This window comes from Pantoea sp. SGAir0215 (genome assembly GCF_043543215.1).
In genome coordinates this window covers 2,342,343-2,366,322 of the sequence record NZ_CP028031.1, presented here as the reverse complement: position 1 = coordinate 2,366,322, position 23,980 = coordinate 2,342,343, and the positions used below count along the sequence as shown (strand labels likewise).

General features: G+C 53.9%; 18 protein-coding genes. 9 read left to right on the top strand and 9 right to left on the bottom strand.

Annotated features, from left to right (window positions below; all coding sequences use genetic code 11):
- Positions 1 to 416: 416 nt before the first annotated feature.
- Positions 417 to 2,381 carry a methyl-accepting chemotaxis protein gene (locus tag C1N64_RS11105; RefSeq protein ID WP_367143108.1) on the bottom strand — a complete coding sequence of 655 codons (1,965 nt, stop codon included), beginning with the start codon at positions 2,379 to 2,381 and terminating at the stop codon, positions 417 to 419.
- A gap of 586 nt (positions 2,382 to 2,967) precedes the next feature.
- Here C1N64_RS11105 and C1N64_RS11100 point away from each other — a divergent pair.
- Positions 2,968 to 4,512 carry a methyl-accepting chemotaxis protein gene (locus C1N64_RS11100; RefSeq protein WP_033741048.1) on the top strand — a complete coding sequence of 515 codons (1,545 nt, stop codon included), beginning with the start codon at positions 2,968 to 2,970 and terminating at the stop codon, positions 4,510 to 4,512.
- 308 nt (positions 4,513 to 4,820) lie between these two features.
- On the opposite strand, the gene C1N64_RS11095 is transcribed toward C1N64_RS11100, so the two are convergent.
- Positions 4,821 to 5,135, bottom strand: a complete 315-nt coding sequence (locus C1N64_RS11095) for an ArsR/SmtB family transcription factor (protein WP_058701698.1) — start codon at positions 5,133 to 5,135, stop codon at positions 4,821 to 4,823.
- Positions 5,136 to 5,149: 14 nt separating this feature from the next.
- Positions 5,150 to 6,268: an alkene reductase gene (locus C1N64_RS11090; RefSeq protein WP_367143110.1), complete on the bottom strand. Its 1,119-nt coding sequence runs from the start codon at positions 6,266 to 6,268 to the stop codon at positions 5,150 to 5,152.
- A 686-nt stretch (positions 6,269 to 6,954) separates the two neighbouring features.
- Here C1N64_RS11090 and C1N64_RS11085 point away from each other — a divergent pair.
- Together C1N64_RS11085 and C1N64_RS11080 are read left to right on the top strand one after the other, a co-directional pair.
- The gene (locus C1N64_RS11085; protein WP_054633930.1) at positions 6,955 to 7,506 is read left to right on the top strand and encodes a GNAT family N-acetyltransferase; all 552 of its coding nucleotides are present in this window, start codon (positions 6,955 to 6,957) and stop codon (positions 7,504 to 7,506) included.
- Between the two features lie 118 nt (positions 7,507 to 7,624).
- The gene (locus C1N64_RS11080) at positions 7,625 to 9,049 is read left to right on the top strand and encodes an alpha,alpha-trehalose-phosphate synthase (UDP-forming) (protein ID WP_394514799.1); all 1,425 of its coding nucleotides are present in this window, start codon (positions 7,625 to 7,627) and stop codon (positions 9,047 to 9,049) included.
- Positions 9,050 to 9,153: 104 nt separating this feature from the next.
- On the opposite strand, the gene C1N64_RS11075 is transcribed toward C1N64_RS11080, so the two are convergent.
- A complete protein-coding gene (locus C1N64_RS11075) occupies positions 9,154 to 9,651 on the bottom strand; it encodes a glutathione peroxidase (protein ID WP_394514798.1) in 498 nt (165 codons plus the stop codon).
- Between the two features lie 499 nt (positions 9,652 to 10,150).
- On the opposite strand from C1N64_RS11075, the gene ycgZ reads away from it, so the two are divergent.
- Positions 10,151 to 10,384 carry a regulatory protein YcgZ gene (ycgZ, locus tag C1N64_RS11070; RefSeq protein WP_006119672.1) on the top strand — a complete coding sequence of 78 codons (234 nt, stop codon included), beginning with the start codon at positions 10,151 to 10,153 and terminating at the stop codon, positions 10,382 to 10,384.
- A gap of 90 nt (positions 10,385 to 10,474) precedes the next feature.
- Entirely contained in the window at positions 10,475 to 10,750 is a 276-nt protein-coding gene (locus C1N64_RS11065; RefSeq protein WP_039340736.1) for a hypothetical protein, read from the top strand.
- Between the two features lie 257 nt (positions 10,751 to 11,007).
- On the opposite strand, the gene C1N64_RS11060 is transcribed toward C1N64_RS11065, so the two are convergent.
- Entirely contained in the window at positions 11,008 to 11,211 is a 204-nt protein-coding gene (locus C1N64_RS11060) for a hypothetical protein (protein ID WP_072209174.1), read from the bottom strand.
- 355 nt (positions 11,212 to 11,566) lie between these two features.
- Between C1N64_RS11060 and C1N64_RS11055 the strand changes: the two genes are divergently transcribed.
- The 4 genes from C1N64_RS11055 to C1N64_RS11040 all read left to right on the top strand — a co-directional run bounded on the left by C1N64_RS11055 (position 11,567) and on the right by C1N64_RS11040 (position 15,156).
- The gene (locus C1N64_RS11055) at positions 11,567 to 11,827 is read left to right on the top strand and encodes a hypothetical protein (protein WP_006119675.1); all 261 of its coding nucleotides are present in this window, start codon (positions 11,567 to 11,569) and stop codon (positions 11,825 to 11,827) included.
- Between the two features lie 640 nt (positions 11,828 to 12,467).
- Positions 12,468 to 13,946, top strand: a complete 1,479-nt coding sequence (locus C1N64_RS11050) for a SulP family inorganic anion transporter (RefSeq protein ID WP_058708732.1) — start codon at positions 12,468 to 12,470, stop codon at positions 13,944 to 13,946.
- Positions 13,947 to 14,106: 160 nt separating this feature from the next.
- Positions 14,107 to 14,799, top strand: a complete 693-nt coding sequence (locus C1N64_RS11045; protein ID WP_039340748.1) for a haloacid dehalogenase type II — start codon at positions 14,107 to 14,109, stop codon at positions 14,797 to 14,799.
- Between the two features lie 108 nt (positions 14,800 to 14,907).
- On the top strand, positions 14,908 to 15,156 hold the full coding sequence (locus C1N64_RS11040) for a DUF2543 family protein (RefSeq protein ID WP_367143111.1): 249 nt from the start codon (positions 14,908 to 14,910) through the stop codon (positions 15,154 to 15,156).
- 231 nt (positions 15,157 to 15,387) lie between these two features.
- Here the strand turns inward: C1N64_RS11040 and C1N64_RS11035 are convergent, their stop codons facing one another.
- The 4 genes from C1N64_RS11035 to C1N64_RS11020 all read right to left on the bottom strand — a co-directional run bounded on the left by C1N64_RS11035 (position 15,388) and on the right by C1N64_RS11020 (position 23,082).
- On the bottom strand, positions 15,388 to 16,971 hold the full coding sequence (locus tag C1N64_RS11035) for an APC family permease (protein WP_039340752.1): 1,584 nt from the start codon (positions 16,969 to 16,971) through the stop codon (positions 15,388 to 15,390).
- 814 nt (positions 16,972 to 17,785) lie between these two features.
- Entirely contained in the window at positions 17,786 to 18,268 is a 483-nt protein-coding gene (locus C1N64_RS11030; protein ID WP_039340755.1) for a DUF1641 domain-containing protein, read from the bottom strand.
- On the bottom strand, positions 18,268 to 21,234 hold the full coding sequence (gene fdhF, locus C1N64_RS11025; protein ID WP_394514797.1) for a formate dehydrogenase subunit alpha: 2,967 nt from the start codon (positions 21,232 to 21,234) through the stop codon (positions 18,268 to 18,270). The genes C1N64_RS11030 and fdhF overlap by 1 nt, the downstream gene beginning before the upstream one ends.
- Before the next feature lie 714 nt (positions 21,235 to 21,948).
- A complete protein-coding gene (locus C1N64_RS11020; protein ID WP_039340758.1) occupies positions 21,949 to 23,082 on the bottom strand; it encodes a glutathione-independent formaldehyde dehydrogenase in 1,134 nt (377 codons plus the stop codon).
- Positions 23,083 to 23,980: the final 898 nt, after the last annotated feature.

Genomic DNA, 23,980 nt, shown 5'->3' with positions numbered 1-23,980 from the left:
GAAGTCAATATTCACAAAACTCAAAGTGAATACATGCATGAGTACAGGAATCTGCACTAAAAATAAAACACATATAAATCAATGTGATGATTAAAAAAACACGATTTAACGTCTAATCCCTGTAATTAAAACAAACTGCACGTGAATGAATAAGGTTGTAAAAGCCACGCGAATGCGTGGCTTTTTTGTTTAAAGCTTCACAGAACAGGTTTGAAAAAAGCCGCTAAAACATTGAGGATCAAACGCAACCCATGCTGAATTTTCCGTCTTGAAAATAAGGCGGTAAATAAGCAATCTGACGAGGTATGATAAATAACAACAAGAAAGCCCGGGTTCACTTTGCCATTACCTTAGTTGTTATCCCTGTTTAACAGAGACTGGCGCAGGGCCTTCCTGGTCGCGGCGCCAGCAGTGACTTACCGTGACGAGGAAAGTGTCTGCAGCACTTTCAGCTCGGCGACCGCTTCCTGCATGGCATCCATACCTGCCGTTAAGGTGCGCAGATTATCCAGCTGTTTCGCCATCCCTGCCCGTTCATGACGGCTTCGATCGCTCATGGCGGCAATCGCATCGGCAGCCTGGATACTGCGGTCTGCCATGTCCGTCGCGGTTTGTACCGTGTTTGTCGCGACATCGCGGATACGCGAGATCGTGTCGACCGCATCATTAATGTTGCTTGCGGTCGCTTCAGCCTGCTCTTTCGAGGATTGCGCCAGACGGCGAACTTCCCCTGCCACAACGGCAAATCCTCTGCCAGCTTCCCCCGCGCGTGCAGCCTCGACAGCGGCATTGAGCGCCAGAATATTGGTCTGGAAAGCGATATTGCTGATGCCGTGCGTAATAACGTTGATACCGTTAGATATCGCTTCCAGATCGTCCAGCCCGTCCCCCAGGCGCCCTTGTGCCTGCTGGCTTTCTTTGGCAAGAGTGCTGATAGCGCGAATGCTGCTTTCGGCCATCGACAACGCTTCGCTCTGGCTCTGGGTTGCCGCCTCAAGCACCGGCAGCGCCTGAACGATAGGTGCCAACTCCTGCTGATAATTCACCACGCGAGCCAGCACGCCCGACTGGACGCGGTTTAGCGCTTCCCAGCGACGTAACGCGCGCTGCGCATAGTGCGCGGCATAGCTGGCATATTCCACCGGAAATTGCGCCATGGCGTTTACGTTATGATTGAAGAATACCAGTGCAGACAAGGTCTGATTGATCGGTACGCCCAGAATTTCACCAAAGCTGGAGAACCCGGCAGCCGGGATGCCTTTAAAGAAATGCGCATCGTGCAGCTTATCGGGATTGCCCTGTCGGCGCAGTATGCAGTCATTCATCAGGACCGCCGCCGGTTTGCCGTGACGTTGCGTAAAGGCCTGCCAGTCCCGCAGCGTAGCCTGCTTAAAATCGGTTTCACGCATTAAGTAAAGCCGATCGCCAAATTCCAGATCGCAAAAAAACTGTACACTGTGGCTGTCCATCTTCGCTACAGAACGAATGAAATACGCGTCACCTACCTTCACCGCAAATGTTAAACCTTTCAGACGCTCCGTCAGCTGCTGTTCATTGCAGCCCAGATGTTCAGCCAGTGCCTGGGTGAAGGGCTGTTGCTGCCCCTGTGGGTTGAACACGGAAGACAGGGTACGCTTAACCGGATCCGCCTCGGCAATCAGCCAGCTCTTGTTCAGTGGCTCGAAGTTCTGACTCTTAAAGGGTGAAAAGGACTTACCCGCCGCCATTTTGCAGAAAACAATAACGGCTTTCCCCTGCAGTACACGCCCGCCAGCGCCAATCCATGTCCCGTCAAAGGTGACGCGTCCACCGGCGGATCCGCCGATTGCCAGGCAGGGAAAGCGGCCCGTATTATACCAGGCCTGCATTAAAAACCCTTCCGATGCAGACAGGCCGTCACAGTAAATCATGGCAAAGGTACGGTCAGCAGAGAGCGGCATGCTCAGCCTCAACGCAGCCAGCTCATCCTGGATGGCACGAATGCGGTCCGTCGCCGTGTGGGTATCATGAAGGTGCAGATCGACCACATGTGTTTCATGCTCTGCAATCAGGTTACGGGGTAACCAGAGCCAGCTGCCTTCCTGCCCGTCGCCTTTGCAGTACGTTGTTTGCTTGCCGCTGGCGCTGAGCGCTCCGTTAGAGGAGAGCGTAATGACGGTCAAATCTGTTGATGTAAAGCGTTGCCATGCCTGACTGACCTTATGAAAATCGGCCTCTGGCGGCACAAACGTCAGCAAAATACCCGCAGCACGACTGCTGAGGCCTGCTGCAGAGAGCGAAGTGGGTAAGCTTTCACAGTTAAAGATCCCGTTGGCGGGCTGAGATCCCCCCGCAAAACGTGAACCGGTTAAGCTTCTGGTCATTGTCTTGATGACAGACATATTGTTGTTTCCACTGTAATTAAAAGGAATGCACGTACTGGTGTCGTAAAAAAGCACACAAATGACTGAGTAATAATCAGCTTTGACGCTTCAGGCTCAGCCCCAACATTGAGCTGAGCATGCGTTATCGACACAGGAGGCAATTGCTTCAACGATTACTGCGATTATTGTTATTGATGGGTCAGCGCTGGACAGGGCGACAGTTGCGGCAGGCTGGTTCTCTGCATTTTCATTGGGATGCCCGCCCGCGGTTAAGATGCGCACAGAACTGACGCGCCCTTTCCGCCCGGACGCCTTCATGGCCAGCGCAGTGATCTGTCCTTCTGTTAAGTCATGCTGAAACCCGTCACGCCGTACGACAGAGGGGAAGACATGACTTTTTTACTGCGATTTACCGATGGTTTGATGACGGGAGGGATATAAGAAAAACCTATGAATAATGCGTCTTAACTCATTGACAAAATTTAATTTTTCCAGAAATTACCATAACGTGTTTTCTTACATTTAATTGTCCTGGTTTCGATAAAGGTTGGTCTGTCTGTGCCGAAAGATCACCGTCCCCCTCTCCCTTTATCAGGATAGATTTATGAAGATCGCAACACGGCTCGGTTTGGGTTTTGGCACGTTAATCATTTTTTTCTCCCTGTGCATAGTGGTAGCCATTCATTCTTTATACCAGTCTAAAAACACCCTTGAAGCCATTGTTCAGGGTGATATGAAGAAAACAAAATTAATCACAGACCTGACACTTATTCAGCGTGATATGGCAATCACGGTAAGGAATCTGTCCTTATTTACAGATGAAAAAGGTCTTGAAGAGCAATCCGCTCGTCTTGAAAAATTAAAAGCCCGGTTTGTTGACAGCAGTTCTCAACTGGGCCAGATGATTGACCAGTCGGGCAGTAACGAGGAAAAAAAAGCGTTTGAGGCAATCGAAAAGAGTCAAAAAAATGCCCTGGATTCCTTCAGTAATACTGTTCCTCTGGCATTGGGGAAAAATAACGCAGCAACAGTGAAATTTCTTCTTGATACCGTCAGACCAGCCCAGAACCCCCTGATTGACGGACTCACCTCAATGGGCGAAGTGCTCACTCAGCGCTCTGATAATGCCGTCAGTCAGAACAGTAAGACAACGGAGCAGGCCTATATTATTTTGCTGGTTCTGCTGGGCATTGCGGTCATTTTGGGCTTGCTGACGGGAAGTTACCTGATTCGCAAGATTATGCGTGAACTCGGCGGTGAGCCGGTTACAGCGCAACGGCTCGCTTACGCTATTTCACAAGGGAATCTGACCTCAACGGTTCAACTGCGAAAAAATGATGACCGCAGCCTCATGGCGTCTCTCGACGCGATGCAAGCCAGACTGCGCGGGATCGTGTTGCAGATTAAAGACGCCTCCGCGTCCGTTGCGCTGGCGGCCGATGAAATCGACCGGGGAAATACAGAACTCTCATCACGAACCGAGCAGCAGGCTGCCGCGCTGCAGCAGACCGCCGCCAGCATGGAGCAGCTCACCAGCACGGTGAAGAGCAACACAGCCGGTGCGCAGCAGACCGCTGAATCTGCCCGGGCAACAGCAGAGACCGTTAACGCCGACAAGTCCAAGGTCAGCCACATGACCGATACCATGCACAACATCCATGAGAGCGCAGTCAAGGTCCGTGATATTACGTCCGTGATTGAAAGCATCGCTTTTCAGACCAACATCCTGGCGTTGAATGCCGCCGTGGAAGCCGCGCGTGCAGGTGAAGATGGTCGCGGATTCGCCGTCGTGGCTGGTGAGGTGCGGACACTTGCCCAGCGTAGTGCCACAGCCGCGAAAGACATCAAGCGTCTGATTGAACAGGCCGTCGCACACGTTGACAGCGGCGTAGAAATTGCCGCGCTAACCGGGCAGAGCGTCCTGAAGGTCATGAGTATGGTCAGCGACCTGGCTGAAGGGATGGACTCGATTGCCCGGGCCTCTTCTGAGCAGCTGCAGGGAATTTCAGAAGTCAGCGTGGCAGTGAATCAGATGGACGGCGTCACACAGAATAACGCGGCGCTGGTCCAGGAATCGTCAATGGCCTCCCGTTCGCTGTCTGAACAGGCCCAAACATTACGACAGATTGTTGGATCGTTTAGCGTCTGAACATTCAGGTAACGCCGGCATTCCAGGCTTCATCAGGAAGGTACAGGGGCAATCACATCCGCTTGGCGCAGGTTCACAGGCTGTGGTATCTGCGACAGATTCCGGCGCGTGTTGCGAAGGGATGGCGCTTTGTATCGTGACTTATTCAGGCTGCCCTAAACGTCGCAACGGTAAAAGAGAGTGGCGCTCATGCGCCCTCTCTTCCTCGCCAGCGAAATGCGTGAGCCTGGCGCTGATTTTCATGCATGTCCTGATGTGCCACAACGCAGCGTTACCGGACGTCCGTATGACTGTCGTTGACAAGCCGCCTACAGATCCTGCAGGGCCTGGATAATTGACATATTCATCTCGTGAACCGCCTCTTCACGCCGGCGATAGTATGTCCATTTACCGACCTTGCTTGCCTCAAGCAGGCCGGCATCATGCAGCGCTTTCAGACATAACGAGGTGGCGGGCTGTGAGAGGCCCGCTTTGTCCTGAATAAGACTGGCACAGACACCGTACTGATCGAAGGGATACAGCTGAGAATAGTCAGCAAAGGCTTCGTCAGGGCGTTTAAGCCATTTGAGCACCGCAACCCGTGTCGGGTTAGCCAGTAATTTAATGGCATTTTCAGGTGTCATGCCGTCTCAGAACCTCAAGCAGAATAGAAAGGGTAGTCAGTATAGCCTTTCTCACTTCCACCATACAGTGAGGCAGGATCCGCGTTGTTCAGCGGGTAGCCCATTTTGAAACGCGCCGGTAAATCCGGGTTAGCGATAAACGTGCGCCCGAAGCCAAACAGATCGCCCCATCCCTTTTCCAGCATACGTTCGGCCTTTTCCCTGGTATAACGTCCGGAATACATGATGGGGGAACGGAAGGTTTCACGCAGCGCAATACGGAAGCTTTCGGGCATCTCCGGACTGTTGTCCCAGTCCGCTTCGGCGATAGACAGATAGCCAGTTTCAAGCTCGTTTAGCATCTGCGCAGCACGAATGTAGGTAGCATGCGGATCGCGTTCAACCAGCCCCAGATAAACGCGTTCTTCCTCTGTGCTTGAGAACAATGGCGCGAAACGTACGCCGACACGGTGACTGCCAAATACCGCACTCACCGCTTCGGTGACTTCACGCAGAAAGCGCAGGCGGTTATCAAGGGAGCCGCCATATTCATCGGTACGGAAATTGGTGTGTTCAGAAATAAACTGATTGATCAGATAACCGTTGGCGGCATGCAGCTCGACACCGTCAAAACCGGCTTTTTTCGCGTTCTCTGCTGCCGTGCGGTACATCGCCACAATCGCTTTGACTTCCGATGTGGTCAGTTCGCGCGGCATGCTGGGTTCCGTCAGCATACCGGCACCTGGTCCGGTTTCAATAAAGACCCGTACGCCGCTGGCGGCAACGGCGGAAGGAGCAACAGGCGGCTGTTTACCGGGCTGCAACGCATTGTGCGATACGCGGCCCACGTGCCAGAGCTGGCAAAAGAGCGTTCCGCCTTCTGCATGCACAGCGTCGGTGACGTTTCGCCATCCCGCAATTTGTGCGTCGCTGTGAATGCCAGGCGTCCAGGCATAGCCCTGCCCGCGCGGTTCAATTTGCGTACCTTCGGTGATCATGAAGCCCGCGCTGGCACGCTGGCGATAGTACTCCACCATCATCCTGCCGGGAATGTTGCCCGGCTGCTCGCTACGGCAACGGGTCAGGGGTGGAAGCGCAATGCGGTTACGCAACGTGAGATCACCCAGCGTCAGGGGCGTGAAAAGAGACGGCATAATTAACATCCTTAAAAAGAAACAGGGCTGGCATTATATTTACACATTTAAATTTGTAAATATGTAATGTGTGCGGTTATCTCCCGTTGTCATGATGACTCTGCCAGATTGCCTTCACCGCGCCCTTCACCTAAGCGTTACCGTTATCCTCACGGCGGAACGACCGGGCTGATGGTGGCTGTTTCGGCTTTTTTGCGGCAAAAATCAGCATCACTCCGCCGGTAGGAAAATCCCTCACTGCCCTTTATCAGCGCAGTATGAACGCGTGCAGCAGCCTGGATGATGAACGCAGCAAAACAATGGCAGATCGGCGCATAAAGCAGAAGATAGCCGCTTTATACCCTGTTAAATCGTCAGAACCGGTCACCTGAAACGCGACCTGCGGTACAGCTCGGGCAGAGACGAAGGCGAGTCGCCTTCACATAACATTGCTTGTCTGTCCCGTCCTCAGCGTATGCATGCCGCCCTTTTCAGGAGAGAAGACAGGGATATATCAGGCTGGGGATACGACGGCACGTAATCTTTGCGCCACGGGGGCTTCTTCACTGGCACAGGCCCCATGTCTTCACCCTTTCCTTTGCACCCTTTTTACACCGCACCCGATCTTTTTTACGCCACTTTTACACGCCGGGCGCTTAAATCAACGGCACCGGGCGCTGAGGCGTCCATGTAAAAGGAAACCGTTGATGAAATGTGTGAATGCGGCCTCTTTCCTGCCGGTTTGTGGTGATGCCGTGATTGCGGATCTTGCCGAGCAGCAGCGGCTGCGCCTGCTTTCTCCCCGTAAATGGTTCAGAGAGACGATGGAGGTCAACACCGATCCGTCCATGCTCAATCCGCGGCTGATTGCCCAGTGGCTGGGTTCGGCTATTCCCGATGCACGTCTGCTGACGCTGGCGTTGAACAGCAGTCTTTGCTTTGGCCTCTATCGTCATACCCGGCAGATCGGTTTTGCGCGGGTCGTTACCGATATGGCCGAAACCTGGGTTATACAGGACCTGTTTATCTCGCCAGAGTATCGCTATATCGGGCTGGGATCCTGGCTGCTCCACTGCTGTCTGACCCACCCTGGCGCCAGTGGCTGTCATCGCATTATTGCACTGAGCGACAGCGCCCAGGACTTTCTTGAACGCAACGGATTCATTTGCCATGCCTCTCTGCCGGGTCTTTATCTCAGGGCGGTTGCGCCTTACGGCCTGAGCGACTCGTTGAGCGCTGACCGCGCCCACCACCATTAAGCGGACAGGACGCTTTGCCATGTGTGGCCTGCTGCAGTTTTTCATCCGACCTCAACCCGATCACGGCTGGACGCCGGGCACGGCAACTGATGCCCTGCCCGCCCATAAGGAAAACACCATGTCAGGTTTTATCCTGGTATCACATAATCATTCACAACGTTCCACGCTGTCTGCAATTTATGAAGGCCTGCTTTCCCGCCACGGCGGACTCTGGATAAGCTGGGATGGTGAGACGACGATGCTGCCTTCTGATGCACCAAGGCCGCTGAGCATTCAGCAGAAAGGCCCTTATGAAACGCTGACCTTTCCTCTGTCTTCCGCCGAAGTGAAAGAGGGTTATCACCATTATATTCATCAGGGATTGTGGCCGGTTTTCCACCAGCGTCCGGATTTGGCCCGCTTTTCTGCTGACGGCTATCGGGAATACAAAAAGATTAACGAAGCCTATGCGCGGGTCATCTGTGATAACGCTATGCCCGAAGACACCATCTGGATACAGGATTACCATCTGCTGGGCTGCGCCCATTACCTTCGTGAGGCCGGACTGACTACTCCTGTGGGCTTTTTCCTGCACCAGCCCTTTCCCTCAGGCACGATGTTTGAGGCGATTCCCGACTGGCGCTGGCTCACACAGTCGCTGCTGTGCTGTGATTTGCTCGGCTTTCAGACCGTTCAGGACCTGAACAACTTTATCGTCTGGCTGGAAAGCGAATTCCGCACCGAGCGCCTGAGCGTAGACAGCGTTCGCGTGCAGGGGCGGATTGTAAAGCTCGGCGTCTTTCCTGTCGGGATCGATCTGGACGATGTGCGCTGCCTGCGTGACAGCAACAGCTGTGCGTTTATGGAAATGCAGTGTCGTGAAAGCTTACCGGAAAACACCGTTCTGAGCGGCGGTCATCTTGATGAAAGCGCCGGACTGCCTTACCGCATCAGCGCGATAGAAGTGTTACTGCGCAAACATGCCGTCTATCAAAAAAATATTACCCTGCTGCAACTGGCCCCGCCTTCTGCGGGCTACGCGGACCGGGCAGCGGCTGTCACGCACACGTTAGAAACTCTGTGCGGAGAATGTAATGGCGTGCATGGCATGATGAACTGGTATCCCGTGAATTGCCTGACGCATGCCTACAGCCGTGAGGAGCAGGCGGGTATTTATCGTGCCTCACGCGTCGCGCTGGCCACGCCCCTGATGTCAGGCATGAGTCTGATGGCGAAGATGTATGTGGCCCTGCAGGATCCGGAAAACCCGGGTGTGTTGATCCTGTCACAGTTCGCGGGCGCGGCGGAGCAGATGGACGGCGCGCTTATCGTCAATCCCTACGATCCGGATGCCATGGCCGATGCCATTCACAGTGCCCTGCTGATGCCGCTGCGTGAACGGCGACACCTGCACGCGCGCCTGATGAAGGGGTTACATCTGCATGACAGCCATCACTGGGCAGAGGCATTTCTGTCTGTGCTGGGTGGCATGCCGGTCATTCCGGGCCCGGTTATGGCAGCCGCGCCCGCGTTGCGTCTGAGCAGCAGCCGGGTGCGCTACTGAGGTGACAGGCAAACGCTGCGCCAGTCAGCCTCCTGGCGCCGGTTGCGGCACGGCAGACAACCTGACCGGGTCGCTGTCCTTTGCTGGCACGCCAGATCAACGCTTCAAATCACAGCCGCTGTGCTTTCCAGCGCGGCAACAATCGCGGCTTCCATTTTTTCAGGAGAAGTGATGGGGACAAATCGTCTGAGCGGTTTACCATCACGCGCGATCAGAAACTTAGTGAAATTCCACTTAATCCGCCCACCCAACACACCAGGCAATGCCTGTTTCAGGAAACGAAACACCGGGTGCGCTGCGGCGCCGTTGACCTCGACTTTCTCGAACATCGGGAAGCTCACGCCATAGTTGATATGGCAGGTCTGTGCGATATCGTCGGCATTACCGGGTTCCTGCCTGCCGAACTGGTTGCAGGGAAAGCCCAGTACCACCAGCCCCTGATCGGCATACTTTTTGTAAAGCGCTTCCAGGCCTGCATATTGGGGCGTGAAGCCACAATGACTGGCGGTATTCACCACCAACACCACCTTGCCAGCGTAGTCGGCCATCGTAATGCGCTCGCCATGTAAACGCGTAGCACTGAGTTGATAAAAGGCCGTCATAGTGTAATCCTCAGAGAAAAAACATTTACCGCCAGGACTGGCGCGCCGTACATAACAACACAGGGGCCCGGCAAGCCGACTTTTGATCGGCGGCGAAGGCGCTGGCAACAGGATGTGACCCGGCCCACCCGTTTTATGGCACACCCTCTTCGCGCTTAGCCAGGGATAACACTGGCCAGGGTATTTATAAAGACGTGGCCAAAGCATAACAGAGAAATACGCCTGTCATTAAACCAGCGATGTACAGCGGAACGATGTCGCGTTAAGAAGAAAAAAGGCCCGGCCCCCATGTTTACAGGCGTTTGTTGACTGTCCCATCAGAGCGGCTGTCTGGCTCATCCTGTCCGTTTCTCCCAACGTCATTGGGCGATCAGTTACTTTGAAACCTGATGATTTGACCTCTAAAAATCAGAACCCAAAATAAACCTGTACAATGACTGATTTGTTGTATAACTTAGATATATACACTCAGCATAATAACTGTACAATGGAGAAACTTATGCAACACAGACTGCCCGTAACTGGCGTAAGTAAAGATGTTTCATCCTTCTTCAGCCGCGCATCACTGCCCTCTCAGCAGGAAACGTTGGGCGTTGTTGTGGTTGAAATACTCAGAGCAGGTCGTACGCTGAACCGCAAAGCGCTTTGCAAGTCGCTCATTGAACGTATGAGCCATGTTTCTTCTCCTCAGGAAGAAGAACACCTGCAGGAACTGTTGCGCCTTCTGTTCTGATACTGGCTGGAACCTTCTGAAAGGGACTTTGCGGCACAGTGGCTGATATACACGACAGCCGGGCAGGCAAAACTTATTCAGAGAGTAATAATGACATACAGTAAAGATGAAAAACTCCGTGACACACTCATTGGAGAGGCTGCCCTGGCATCCCTTGAGGATCAGGGCAGCGTCACATTCAAGAGCGTGCTGGAAAATCTTGATGCCATCATGCGTTCTTCTGACAGCGAAGAGAAAAGCCGCGCAGTAAGCATGGCCATCAGTGAAATTAAAGCCGATATGGCCGCTCGTCGCTCTCCTGATGACAGGGACGATGACCATGCCGCCCATCTGTCACAAGATGCCGATGAAACCTCACGGAACTGACCGTGTCTCAGCGTTATACACGTCTGTCAAAGCAAGTCATTTACGATTAACGACACAAGCAGGCTGTCTGTTTGGGGGTGAAAACAGCGTCGAAGCGCTATCCCTGCCAGGCAAGGCTTTCTGGAAGACAAAACGTTTCGTATTACCGTGACCGGAACGACACCAGAGAGAGTAAGGCCCGATATTCTGCGCACGTAGCTTACGGCGACAGGCCCGACTGCGACGCAGATAAGAAGATGCCTGACGTGAAGCGGATATTAATGCATCTTTTTCATAAGCCGGATAATGAGTTCACCGCAGTCCGCGCGCGTTTTTGCCTCTACGCTATGTTCACTCATCGTCTGCAAGGCCCTCGTCAGGTCTTCAGGCATGACAGTGCCCTCCCGTCTCAGGAGCTGGCTGACGGTTCTGCCTACCAGAGCAAGCACCTCTTGTGAAATATCGTGCTCATTGTTTTTCAATCGTCCTCCCGGCAGGTGTATAAACATACAGTTTATCACTTTTCATCCCACCACCCAACCCTGGCTCTTTCTTGCGCTTTCAGGTTAAGACAGTGCAAATGAAACTGAACACCCGAAGAGATTACGCTAACGGTAATAACTTTAAATGAAAAAGATTTTCTCCCTTCCGGTCGCAGTGCCATTATGTTCCCTTTAACGCACGAATAACAGACCTGGTCTGGGTTACGCGTACCTGTTTCTGAGCGCATCACGACAGAACAGGGTAAGTGCTGAATATTTTAAGCAGGCATTATCTGCGGGGACGACTACAGTCAGTGGTGAGGTTGTCATAAATCGTGCTTATGGAGGATTGACCGTGTTACTTCAAGACGACGAGAAAGGCCACGTCATTATTGGCGAAGCAGCATTGCACCTGGCGCTGGCTGACAGGGAAATAAACATTACTTCTCTGATGAATGAACTGAGACGCATGGCAACAGACAATTGCAGCGACGATCGCCTGAGTAAAATCCTGGAAGCCAGAACATGGCTAAGAGCATTTTTAACGCCCGGTCTCGTAAAGCAGCCAGTGCCCTACCTGCAGACACTTGCAGGCCTGAACGAAGAAAAGAAATAACGCCAATGGACGTAGTCCGGCCCCGGCCGGAAGACGACGATACGAGATAACCTCATCGGTCTCGCGCGAGCGTGTACCGGCCGGAGATACTGTCAGGGACGACACTTCACGGCATGTTGTGAATAACCACGGTGTTGTCTTTTGCTCCTCGTGCGGTCAAAACACGTTCTGTAAACGAAACGATCGCGTCAAACACGCGGATACAGCTGGCTCACGACGCGTGGCGCTTTCTTTCAAGTACGGCCGCCCCCCTTCCTCACTGTGTTCCCCTGACACTCACTTTCGGGTTGACTTTGCAGCCTGTCAGGAATACGCAGGACGATTTAATGTTGACCTGCGTGTCGTTTTGTTTATAGTGAGTCGCTGTTCTGCTCAGGAAAGCACCATTTCGTCACCTGACAGGCATCGCCGTCTGCCCCGGATATCGCGTCCGGGCAGGAATGTCCTTCCTGAAAGCCCCTTATGGCCGTAAAGGAGAATTACCATCATGCGTCTTACGCCACCCTGAGTTTTCCCCCTTCCCTGGCGCACCGGCTTAACCGATCGCGCACGCAATAACATCCCGACTGCGGATGTGCTTTTGCATCACTAAATTTTGCCCGCATGGGCTTACTTTCATCTAAAAAACTGAGAAATCAATATGTTGCTGTCCTCGACGCGTAAGGACTGGCTGGGTAACGTCCGGGGTGACGTCCTTGCCGGTATTGTGGTCGCGCTCGCCCTTATTCCAGAAGCGATCGCCTTTTCGATTATCGCTGGCGTAGATCCCCAGGTCGGACTCTACTCCGCGTTCTGTATTCCCTTCGTTATGGCCTTTCTCGGTGGCCGACCGGCGATGATTTCGTCCGCCACCGGCGCGATGGCGCTGCTGATGGTCACGCTGGTTAAAGAGCACGGCTTGCAGTATCTGCTGGCGACCTCCGTGCTGACCGGCCTTCTGCAGTTGCTGGCAGGCTATCTCAGGTTAGGCAGTCTGATGCGCTACGTCTCCCGCTCGGTGGTGACCGGCTTCGTCAACGCGCTGGCCATCCTGATATTTATGGCCCAGTTGCCGGAACTGACTCATGTGAGCTGGCAGGTTTATGCCCTGACCGCTGCCGGGCTCGGCATCATTTATCTTTTCCCCCGGATCACCAAAGCCATCCCTTCCCCCCTGGTCTGCATTATTGTTCTGACTGCAATCTCTGTATGGCTCCATCTGGATGTGCGCACCGTCGGCGATATGGGCAGGCTGCCCGACAGCCTGCCCGTGTTTCTGATCCCGGACATTCCGCTGAATCTGCACACCCTGCTGATCATCCTGCCTTACGCCGCAGGCCTGGCTGTGGTGGGATTGCTGGAGTCGATGATGACCGCCACCATCGTGGATGACATGACCGATACAGGCAGCGATAAAAACCGCGAGTGCAAAGCGCAAGGGATCGCCAACATCTGTACCGCCTTTATTGGCGGTATGGCGGGCTGCGCCATGATTGGTCAGTCGGTGATTAACGTGAAGTCGGGCGGCCGGGGACGGTTGTCTACCCTGACAGCGGGCGTGGTGTTACTGCTGATGGTGGTCTTTCTGCGCCAGTGGGTGTCTCAGATCCCGATGGCAGCCCTGGTCGCCGTGATGATTATGGTATCTGTAGGAACCTTCTCCTGGCAGTCGATTGCCAACCTGCGCACCCATCCCATGTCCACCAGCGTGGTGATGCTGGCCACCGTCGTCGTTGTGGTCGCCACTCACAACCTGGCGCTGGGTGTGCTGATCGGCGTACTGATTGCCTCGCTGAACTTTGCCACTAAAGTGGCGCGCTTTATGGCGGTGTCCTCTGAGCGGCAAGGCAACACACGTATTTATACCGTGACGGGCCAGGTCTTTTTTGCCTCGTCCGATCGCTTCACCCGCCATTTTGACGTCAGCGAGGAGGTGGAACGCGTCATTATTGATGTCACCCATGCACATTTCTGGGACATCACGTCAGTGAGCGCGCTGGACCGCATCGTGATCAAGTTCCGGCGGGAAGGCACGGAGGTCGGGCTGCGGGGAATGAATGCGGCAACGCAAACTTTGGTTGACCGCTTCGGCGTGCATGACAAACCTGACGAGGTCGAAAGACTGATGAACGGTCACTGAGAAACAGGGCTGGGGCTGTTTGTCCCAGCCACTGGAGGCGTGGCCAGACGCGCCACGCTTTCCCGCAGTTGAGTGTTTCGGATGGGCCTTCTACGCTTAAGCCTGACCAGATGGGCGTTACTGTACCGTCTGTTTATATTCAACGGTTAACGGAGGTCAAATGACAGACACGACTGTCACCCGTAAAGATACCCACACGCTTTTTTTTGATGTCAATGAAACCCTCCTGGATACCGCGCCGTTAAAAGCCTGTGTGGTGCGTCGCCTGGGCAATAAACCCGAACGCGCAGAAGCCTGGTTCACTTCGCTGCTGCATTACTCGCTGGTGGAATCCGTCACAGGCAGCTGGCACAGCTTTGGTGATATTGCAGAAGCCGTGCTGCAGATGACCGCCGAACGCTATGGGATCACGCCTTTACCTGACGCTACTTCGCTGGCTGACGCCTTATCGGCCATGCCGGCTTTTCCTGACGTTGCTGAGGGTTTATCCGCATTAAAATCGCACGGCCTGACGCTGGTGGCGTTGACGAACTCGTCACAGGCACTGGCTGAAAAACAACTCAGTCAGGCGGGGCTAAGCTCTTTTTTCAGCCGGGTGCTCAGCGTCGAGTCATTACAGGTCTATAAGCCGGATTTGCGCGTTTATCGCTGGGCAATGGATGAAATGAAACAGCCAGCCACATCATGCATGATGGTAGCCGCGCACGGCTGGGATGTCGGCGGTGCGAAGCGCGCGGGGATGAAAACCGCCTTTATCGCGCGGCCGGGACAAACGCCTTTCCCGTTGGCGCCTGAACCCGATGTGATCGTCAGGGATATTGGCGCGCTTGCCGCTGTGTTCACTCACCGGTGAAACAGAACCTGCCCCGCGGTAACGACAGCCCGCAGGGCAGAAAAACCCACGCAACCCTGCTATGATCGCCGCCTGAAAAGCAGTAAGCACTTTCCCTGAGGACCTGATATGACCCCTGATGTTCCACTCAAGTATTATGACATTGCTGAAGAATACGCGGCAGAGACAGCAACGCCGGTCAGCGAGTCAGAACATGATGCGCTGGCGCACTACTTCCAGTTACTGATTACCCGGCTGATGAATAACGAAGTGATCAGCGAAGACGCGCAGCAGGAGATGGCCGCCGAGGCAGGCATTGATGCGGCGCGTATTGACGAGATCGCCACCTTTCTGAATCAATGGGGCAATGAGGACTAATGTCGATAATTGATGCACGTCCGTGCATCAGTTTTATGGGCTGCCTGTCCGCTTTCTATTTCTTTTTATATATGGGCTCAAAAAAAAGGATTTTTCACACTCAGCAGGAGCAAGAAGAACGGCACAATGCCTGATGTGGGCGGGATTGGGCGGTCAAAAAAGTGAATGTCACAACTGAGCGCCGTCATGAGAAACTGCACCTGTGCCGGGCACAGGCGCAGACGATAAACGCTAGGACGCGTGTTTGCCGAAGGATACCGACTCCTCCTCCTCATTGGTAATATTAGGTTTCGCCAGGCTGGCGCTTACGCCCCAAAAGTAGCAGACGAGGGATGCGACAATGATAAGAATCATGTCGAATGGCGTGCTAATCACGCCGCTCCCGCCGTAGGTACCGAGCATGGAAATCACCATCACCACAATGTAGTAAGCCAGCAGCCACCAGGCGCAACGCAGATCCTGACTGAATTCGCTGTTCTTCTTACCAAAGACGGCGTAAGCGACCCAGGCAATAATCAGGATCGGGATAAGAATCTCATTGACCGACCAGCCGCTCCAGTAAATCAGGAGCGTACTGGCTACAAACGCCAGCGGACTGAGCAGCCCGGCTATCGGCAGGCGAAACGGGCGCTGCATGTCCGGCAGGTGACGACGAAATGCGCCCAGCGTGATCGGGCCCGGCATATAGGTAAAGACGGTGGCCGAGGTGACCGCACCGATTAATCCGCCCCAGACCTGAAACTCAGAAGGCAGCGTCCAGGCGATGGCCAGCAGCAGCGATAACCACAATGCGCCGCGTGGTACGCCCGATTTTGCATCCACTTCACCAAACACTTTAAACAGATGACCGTTACGCGCCCAGGCAAACAGCACGCGCGCAGCCCCCGCCAGATAGATGTTGCCGGTTCCGGCCGGAGAAATCACGGCGTCGATAAGAATCAGGTTAATCAGCCAGGTCAGTCCCAGGCTGCGCGCTAAATCGGCATAGGGCGACTGGAACACCTGCTTCAGCCCGGCCCAGCCATGTTGTGACAGTAAATCGGCCGGCACCGCGCCCATAAAGGCATACTGCAGGGCCAGGTAAATCACGAAGCTGACAGCAATGGCAATACCAATCGCCAGCGGTACGTTGCGCTGTGGGTTTTTGGCTTCACTCGCAAAATCCACGGCCTGGCGAAAACCAAGGTAGGCAAAGACAATCCCTGCCCCCGTCAGTGAGCTAAAAACACCATGCGCCCCGCCCGGCGGTGCTGGCGGAACGTCAAGATTCGGCGCATGAAAGTAAAGCAGGAGCGTAATGATGGTCAGTACCGGCACGATAAATTTGAAGGTGGTAACAATGGTATTCACACGACCAAAGAAACTCACGCTCCAGTAGTTAAGCAGGAAAAATACCACCAGCAGCCCAATCTGCACCACAAACCCCAATCCCGTTGGGCTGCCGTCCGTATGCCCCAGGGCAGGCCACCAGTAAATCGCGTACTGACGAACAGCCTCCACTTCCACTCCGGCGGTGCTGGTATACGCCAGCAGAGAACTGACACCAATGACAAAGCCGACGATATTGCCGTGCGAATAGTTGGGATAGCGCACAAAACCGCCTGCGCGCGGCAACGCCGAGGAGAGCTCGGCGTAAACCAGGCCAATCATCAGCACAATCACCGCACCCAGCACCCAGGCCCAGCCGGTATGGCTGCCTGCATAACCGGAGCTGTTAAGGGCGGCATACAGCCAGCCCGACCCGATCATGGAGCCGATGCCCAGTAACGACAGATCGACCAATCCTAATTTCTTTTTAAGTCCCGTGGACGCCATAATATGCCCCTGTATGATTTTGATTATTAGATGTTGTGCGTGGGAATAAAGCATATTGTGTGCCAGCACTATTTTACTGTCGTGATGGTTTATGTAAGAAACATTCTGGTTCACATAAGCAGGCGATAAAGGGTTTCAGGCGAGGCTTTCTACGGAAATAAACAGATCTGTCGACAATCAGGGCAAAATTAAGCAGGAGATCACGGTGCAAGGCGCACTGCAATGATCCGAAAAATATATTGTGAAGGTAATTGAAACATTCCGTCACCGGTAAAAAAGTCATGACACAGTTTTGGACGTCTCTGAGCCTGAAAGCCGGTGAAACAGCCCCCTGAGAAACTGACGCGCCTACCTTCTGCCCTGCCTTAGTCAGGCTTTGTACGCCCGCCGTTCGCATTTTGCCGGGCCATCCGATCCGGGAACGTCAGACGCAAAAACAGGCTTTCCTCATCCTCATTAATATGATCAATAAGAGCGGGCAGTCACAGACGGCGTTTTTTTGCACCAGGCCGACACGTAAAGATGTGTTCTGGCCTGCCGGGAATAAAAACAGATTGGTCAGGCGGCACGGAACTTTTTTATCTGGCCCGCTGATGGTGTGTTAATACCCTGTCCGCAACATGAAGGGAGAATAAGTGAGAAAATGGCGCAGTGCGGTGCCCTTATTTAAACAGCGGATGTCAGTGAATCATCTTTATTAAACGGGCACATTTTGCGCCTGTTGCCAGCGTCCTGAACGGATCCGGTAATCCAGCCCGGACGGGCTGGATTACCGGCACAACAGGCTCCCGGGAAAACCACCGTTACCCGATACTCAACTTTGGGTAGGCTTCCCACTATACCGGCTGATCGGTTTTTCAGACGGCTGTTTCATCTCACGTCCAAACGCGCGGACGCCTGCCAGAGCCGGTTTAATCCCGCGCCATAACTCTTCATCTTTCAGTAATCGGATGATGCCGCGGATGCCGGGTGCGCTTTTGTCTTCCCCGGCCAGTCCGGCCCCCCGCATCGCTTTTGCGGCATTAACGATCCCCAACAGCACAGGATTGAACTCTTCGGGGGGAATCGTTGCCAGCGCCTTAAAGACCAGGGACAGATTCTGCATGGCATTAAGCGCTCCAGGCTGGTTCAGGCCGTCAACCAGCACTCCGGCAATCTGGGTATTGGCATTGACGATATCTGTAGCCAGACGCAGGAAGCCATGTTGATGAAGGCTTTCCAGGAGCGTGGCAAGGGCTTCGTTTGCTGTGGGCTCGGTGCGCGTGGGCGGCACGTCATACTTTAGCGGTTCAGCCATTAAAACTTCTCCGGATGGGCGGTGTGTTCAGGCGGCAGCGTATAACCTGGCTGACGCCATTTATCCTCAACGGGCAGATGATCGCGCGGCGTGCGGTGCCCATGGCGAAAATTGTGCGACGGCAGCGGTGAAGCGTGAGGAGGACGCGCCAGCTTCTCCAGGCGAATGGCAATTTCTTTATAGGCTGGCGTCTGCACGTCTGGATCGTGATGATCCCCCGTGAGTCCGTTTACGCCCGGCTTACCATGGTGTATCGGGATAAAAAGGATATTACCTGCCACGCGTTCAGTAATGATCACCGGCACCTCAAGCGCACCGCGCCGTGACGTCAGTCTGACCCAGTCGCCTTCCTGCAAGTGACGCTCCTGCGCCAGTGCGGGGCTGATTTCAACGTACCAGTGAGGCGACAGCGAGGTGATTCGTCCCCCCGCCCCCGTCTGGTTGGTGGCCTGAAAATGCTCCAGCATGCGGCCGTTGTTAAGCAGCAGATCATAATGGGCATCGCTCTCCTCGGCAGGCGCTTCCCACTGCAACGGATAGAGCCGCGCTTTGCCATCGGGGAAGTGAAAACCGTCGGTATAGAGCAACGGCGTGCTACTGCCGTCGGCGCTGACAGGCCAGAGCTGTGACTGCCAGCCCGCCAGCCGGTCATAGCTGACGCCGGCAAAGATACCGGCGATGCGCGCCGCTTCCGCCATAATGTCGGCGGGATGCTGATAATACCAGGGATGGCCCAGACGGCTGGCGAGTTCGGTCAGTATCCGCCAGTCGGGACGACTGTCGCCTAAGGGCGGTAGCACCTCGTAAAAGCGCTGAATACGCCGTTCGGTGTTCACAAACGTCCCCTCTTTTTCGACGCTCGGGCAGGCAGGCAACACGACATCCGCAAATTCTGCCGTCCGGCTCATAAAGATATCCTGCACCACCATAAAATCGAGCCGACTGAACGCCTCATGGACTTTTGTGGAATGCGCATCCGCAAATGCCGTTTCTTCACCAATGATGTACATCGCTTTCAGCGTGCCCTGATGCGCCTGCTCGATCATCCGGTAATTATCTGCGCCCTCTTCCGCCGAAAGCGCTTCCGGATCGACGCCCCAGGCCGCCGCCCATTTTTGCCGCACGGCCGGATCCGTGACGCTTTCATAGCCGGGATAGACATTACTCAGGCAGCCAAAATCACTGGCCCCCTGCACATTATTGTGGCCGCGCATGGGATACCCGCCGGTGCCTGGCTTACCATAGTTGCCGGTCACCAGCAGCAGATTCGAGAGTGCGGTGCTGGTATCCGAACCGTGACTGTGCTGCGTAATGCCCATCGCCCACAACAGACAGGCGCTTTTGGCCTGGCCTATCATTTCTGCCGCGTTCGTCAGTTCCTGCACGCTCAGACCGGTTAACTGACTGGCATAGTCGAGCGTGAAAGGTGCCAGCGACGCCCGAAACTCGGCGACGTTATTGACCTTTTCGGCAAGAAAGGCCTCATCGGCATAGCCGTGATCGAACATGTAACGCGCCATCGCCGATGCCCACACCATGTCATAACCCGGCTTAATCCGCAGGTACAGATCCGCGCGCTCAGCCATTTCATGGCGACGGGGATCCACAACGAGAAGCTGCTGCCCGTGATGTTTATGGGACTGTTTGATATGGGAGGCAATGACCGGGTGATTTTCTGCAATGTTGCTGCCGACGATAATGATCAGCGACGCCTGCTGCATATCCTTGATGGTTCCCGCGTCGCCCCCATGCCCGACGGTCCGGAACAATCCCTGGGTGGCAGGGTTTTGACAATAACGGGAGGAGTTATCGACATTGTTGGTGCCAAAGATTAAACGGGCGATTTTTTGTGTCAGATAGGCTTCTTCATTACTGGCTTTACTGGAACCGATAAAGCCGATGCTGTTGCCGCCCGACTGTCGATGAATCTGCGTCAGGCGCTGGACGATAACCGCCAGCGCTTCATCCCAGCTGGCGGGACGAAAGCGCCCCTGCTCACGGATAAGCGGGGTAGTCAGGCGGTGCGGATCATTCACAAAATCCCAGCCAAACTTGCCTTTTACACAGGTTGAAATGCCGTTTGCGGGTGCATCTGCAACCGGCTGCACTTTTAAGATGTGGCGATCACGCGTCCACATTTCAAAACTGCAGCCTACGCCACAATAAGTGCAGACCGTTTTCGTTTTTTTAATTTCAGACTGGCGCATCGCCATATCGATCAGTGAAACACCGGTAACGGGTCCCGCGCCGATGCTGTTTTCCAGTTTTTTAACCACGTCAATCAGCGGACGCTTCACGGTTTCCGGCATATTGGTGAAGGGACCGGCATTGGGCTGCATCGTTTTTTCCAGCAGCGCATTGCAGGGGCAAACGGTAACGCAATGGCCGCAGCTCACACAGCTTGATCCGGCTATGCGCTCGCCACCGTCCCACAATACGCGCGGATGGTCGGCGGTGTAATCGATAGACAGCGTTTCGTTTACCTCGACGTTCTGGCACGCCTCTACACAGCGACCACAGAGGATACACTGGTCAGGATCGTAAGTATAAAAGGGGTTGGTATGGTCTTTTTCCGCAGGTTTACGTTCATAGGGATAATACTGGATCGGTATCGCCATATCGCTGACCGCGTTGTGTAAGGTGCAGTCGCCGGTATTGTGTTCGCATACCGTACAGTAAAGTTCATGGCGCGCCAAAACGCGGTCCATGCCCTCTTCCTGCGCCGCCTGCGCCTGCGGATCTACGCTGCTGACCACCATGTCGTGCACGGTTTCTAGCGTACATCCCCGCACCAGTTTGCCCGCATGCTCTACCCAACAGACATCACAGGTTTCCAGTGGCTTCAGAGCGGGGTGATAACAGACATGCGGCAGTTTTTTGCCGTGCAGTTCGAGAAAATCAATCAGGGGCAAACCTGCCTGACCTGACAGCCGTTCCCCGTTGTAGACAATGGTGCATGTTTCCATGATTTTACCTTTTTTCTTTTCGCGGATGGGATAAGCGGTCATCGGCTTTCTGCCTGTATAAAGGCCAGGTAATTTTTATTTCCTGTTAAAACTAGTTGTGCACAGTCGATAAATCAGGCGAGACGGCAGGAGAATTTGAGGGAAAAGGGGTAACAAAGTGTAAGCGCAATATCGGAAACAGGATTCTTATACCAACGGAATATGAAACAGGCAGCCAGCCACCAGGAAAACTCTTAAATTCTTTTTTTTGCTCCCTTCCTAATAGTTTTTGGTTGCCGCTTACGCTTGCGAAAAAATATTTTGTGAAATTAACTTAGCGACAGGTTTCCCCAAACCGAATTTCACTGTTTCACTTCACCGCCGCGCCGGCGGTTTTTTTTCGCTAAAATAAAGCCAGTAAAATGACGTAGCGCCATCATATAACAGACCCGCGTTTTTTCGGTGCACACTTTCGGATGCCAAACGATTATATTCACGTTTCTCTCGCGTTATAAACGCCGCTCTGTACCAGACCTTTCCACAGCAGGTATGGGCTGTGACTTACGCTGGCACGGTGAAGGCGAGGCGGCCTCGTCCTTTGCCAGCCATGCTGTTGAGATAAAACGTCATCGGTCAGTCAGCTAACCACAGGGGCCGTCTTTAACCGCCAACAGTCCGGTCCCCGGTACTCAGACGAGATCCCAGACTGCGGCGGCCCGGTTAACTGCAACTTATTCAGGGTTTTAAAATCACTTTTGTCCACCCGCTGTCGCGGTTGTCAAAATGTTTATAGCCCTCTGCGGCTTCTGTCAGCTGTAGTCGGTGGGAAATGATTTGTCCCGGCTTCGCTTTGTCCTGCGCGATCAGACGCGCCAGCTGGCGGTTATAGGCTTTGACGTTTGCCTGGCCAGTGCGGACAGACTGGCCTTTAAACCAGAAGCTGCCGAAGTCGAAAGGCATTTTACCTTCTTTCGCCAGATCGGTGGCAGCACCGGGATCCTGTGGCACAAACACGCCCACCACGCCAATGCCGCCCGTCGCTTTGGTGGAGGCCACCAGGCTGTTCATGGTGTCGGCGTTATCTTCAACCCCATGTTTGTTACAGCACTGATATCCCACACATTCGCAGCCACAATCGGTGCCCCGGCCATCCGTCAGGTCGAGAATTTTATTTACCGCATCGGTCCCGGTGGCATTAATGGCAATGGCACCGAGTTTTTCAGCCAGCGCCAGCCTGTCGGCATGCGTGTCCACAACGTACACTTCGGAGGCACCCTTGATAATCGCCGAATGCGCCGCCATCAGTCCTACCGGCCCTGCACCATAGATAGCCACACTTTCGCCGGGTTTGAGCCCCGCCAGTTCAGTGGCATGCCAGCCGGTGGGAAAAATATCAGACAGCATGACGTAATCGTCTTCCTTTTCAACCGCATCGGGTGGCAGCACCAGGCAGTTAAAATCGGCAAAGGGTACGCGCAATAATTCTGCCTGACCACCAGACCAGGGCCCCATTTCGGCAAAGCCGTACGCCGCCCCTGCCGTGCCTGGATTGGTCGTCAGGCAGAAGCCTGTCAGCCCTTTTTCACAGTTTTCGCAGAATCCGCAGCCGACGTTGAAAGGCAGGCAGACATAATCTCCGACTTTCACGCGCTCCACACCGCTGCCGATCTCTACCACCTGCCCCAGATTTTCATGGCCCAGGATACGGCCCTGTTCGAAGCTGGTACGCCCTTCGTACATATGAAGATCAGATCCGCAAATATTGGTGGTGGTGATACGAACCAGAACATCCGTGGGACGCTCAATTTTGGCATCGGGCACGTCTTTTACTGACACATCGTATGGTCCGTTATAAACGACTGCTTTCATATTTTTCCCCTCGGGTCATGGATGATTTGGCGCCCACCGGCCCTGACCGGGACGGCGAGCGGCATCGGATTTTCTGGGCTGGTTAATCAGCCTGACGCTAATCGTGCGTTCGCTGTGGAAAGAGGCCGTTCGCTTAAAATACGCGTGACTAAAAAGCGTGATTGCCTGCCCTGTTTTTAAAATAATTAGGGTTGCGCAATATTTTCGGATATTTCCGACAAATTTAACTACGGCGGAATAATGACAGATTCCCTCTGGAATGACCTGCGATACATTTCTCCTTCGTGGTTAAGATTTGCCTTCATGTTCTTTTTAAATCAGTCTTAAAAGCGTAACTGAGATAAATAAAATTGCTGCTCATCGTGAAAATTAATTCAAATAAAAATAACTTAGACTTTTTTTACAATGACTTATCTGAGAAGATGATTATGTGAACGGAAGTTACAAAGGAGAAAAGCGAAGCCGCCTGCTGATTTAATGCACAGCAAGGCCGTAAACCTGAACAGATTAATTACAGACGGTATCCGAAAACATGAATTCCTTCTGTCTGACAGAAAATCGTGTTTATTTTTCACAGGTTGCGCATTATGCCCGGCAGGGGATTATCACGGCCTGGCTTATATTACCTTTCTGCGTGTTAATTTATCATGGCAGTATTCGCGCTTGTGGCCCGTTCACGCCGGGCTTTAATTACAGGCTGCCGGATGCTTACTCTGTCAATACAGATTCAGGCAATACGCTGATCCTGCCTGTGTGCTAACGGTTCTTTCCTTCGGTGCTGAGCCGGTCTGGCGGGTCAGACCGGTGTGGAGACATAAACGTGCACAACGCTATCAGGCAGGGAGATGGCAGCAGGTAAGTGATCTCCGGCCTGCCCCGTCCGATGAGGTGCCTGCGA

Excerpts from the sequence above, each read along its gene's own strand:
- C1N64_RS11065 (WP_039340736.1), top strand. The coding sequence starts at position 10,475 with ATGACATACAGTAAAGATGAAAAACTCCGTGACACACTCATTGGAGAG.
- C1N64_RS11035 (WP_039340752.1), bottom strand. The coding sequence starts at position 16,971 with ATGGCGTCCACGGGACTTAAAAAGAAATTAGGATTGGTCGATCTGTCG.
- C1N64_RS11045 (WP_039340748.1), top strand. The coding sequence starts at position 14,107 with ATGACAGACACGACTGTCACCCGTAAAGATACCCACACGCTTTTTTTT.
- C1N64_RS11085 (WP_054633930.1), top strand. The coding sequence starts at position 6,955 with ATGAAATGTGTGAATGCGGCCTCTTTCCTGCCGGTTTGTGGTGATGCC.
- C1N64_RS11100 (WP_033741048.1), top strand. The coding sequence starts at position 2,968 with ATGAAGATCGCAACACGGCTCGGTTTGGGTTTTGGCACGTTAATCATT.
- C1N64_RS11105 (WP_367143108.1), bottom strand. The coding sequence starts at position 2,381 with ATGTCTGTCATCAAGACAATGACCAGAAGCTTAACCGGTTCACGTTTT.
- C1N64_RS11090 (WP_367143110.1), bottom strand. The coding sequence starts at position 6,268 with ATGCCGTCTCTTTTCACGCCCCTGACGCTGGGTGATCTCACGTTGCGT.
- C1N64_RS11075 (WP_394514798.1), bottom strand. The coding sequence starts at position 9,651 with ATGACGGCCTTTTATCAACTCAGTGCTACGCGTTTACATGGCGAGCGC.
- C1N64_RS11050 (WP_058708732.1), top strand. The coding sequence starts at position 12,468 with ATGTTGCTGTCCTCGACGCGTAAGGACTGGCTGGGTAACGTCCGGGGT.
- C1N64_RS11040 (WP_367143111.1), top strand. The coding sequence starts at position 14,908 with ATGACCCCTGATGTTCCACTCAAGTATTATGACATTGCTGAAGAATAC.
- C1N64_RS11030 (WP_039340755.1), bottom strand. The coding sequence starts at position 18,268 with ATGGCTGAACCGCTAAAGTATGACGTGCCGCCCACGCGCACCGAGCCC.
- C1N64_RS11020 (WP_039340758.1), bottom strand. The coding sequence starts at position 23,082 with ATGAAAGCAGTCGTTTATAACGGACCATACGATGTGTCAGTAAAAGAC.
- fdhF (WP_394514797.1), bottom strand. The coding sequence starts at position 21,234 with ATGGAAACATGCACCATTGTCTACAACGGGGAACGGCTGTCAGGTCAG.
- C1N64_RS11080 (WP_394514799.1), top strand. The coding sequence starts at position 7,625 with ATGTCAGGTTTTATCCTGGTATCACATAATCATTCACAACGTTCCACG.
- C1N64_RS11095 (WP_058701698.1), bottom strand. The coding sequence starts at position 5,135 with ATGACACCTGAAAATGCCATTAAATTACTGGCTAACCCGACACGGGTT.
- ycgZ (WP_006119672.1), top strand. The coding sequence starts at position 10,151 with ATGCAACACAGACTGCCCGTAACTGGCGTAAGTAAAGATGTTTCATCC.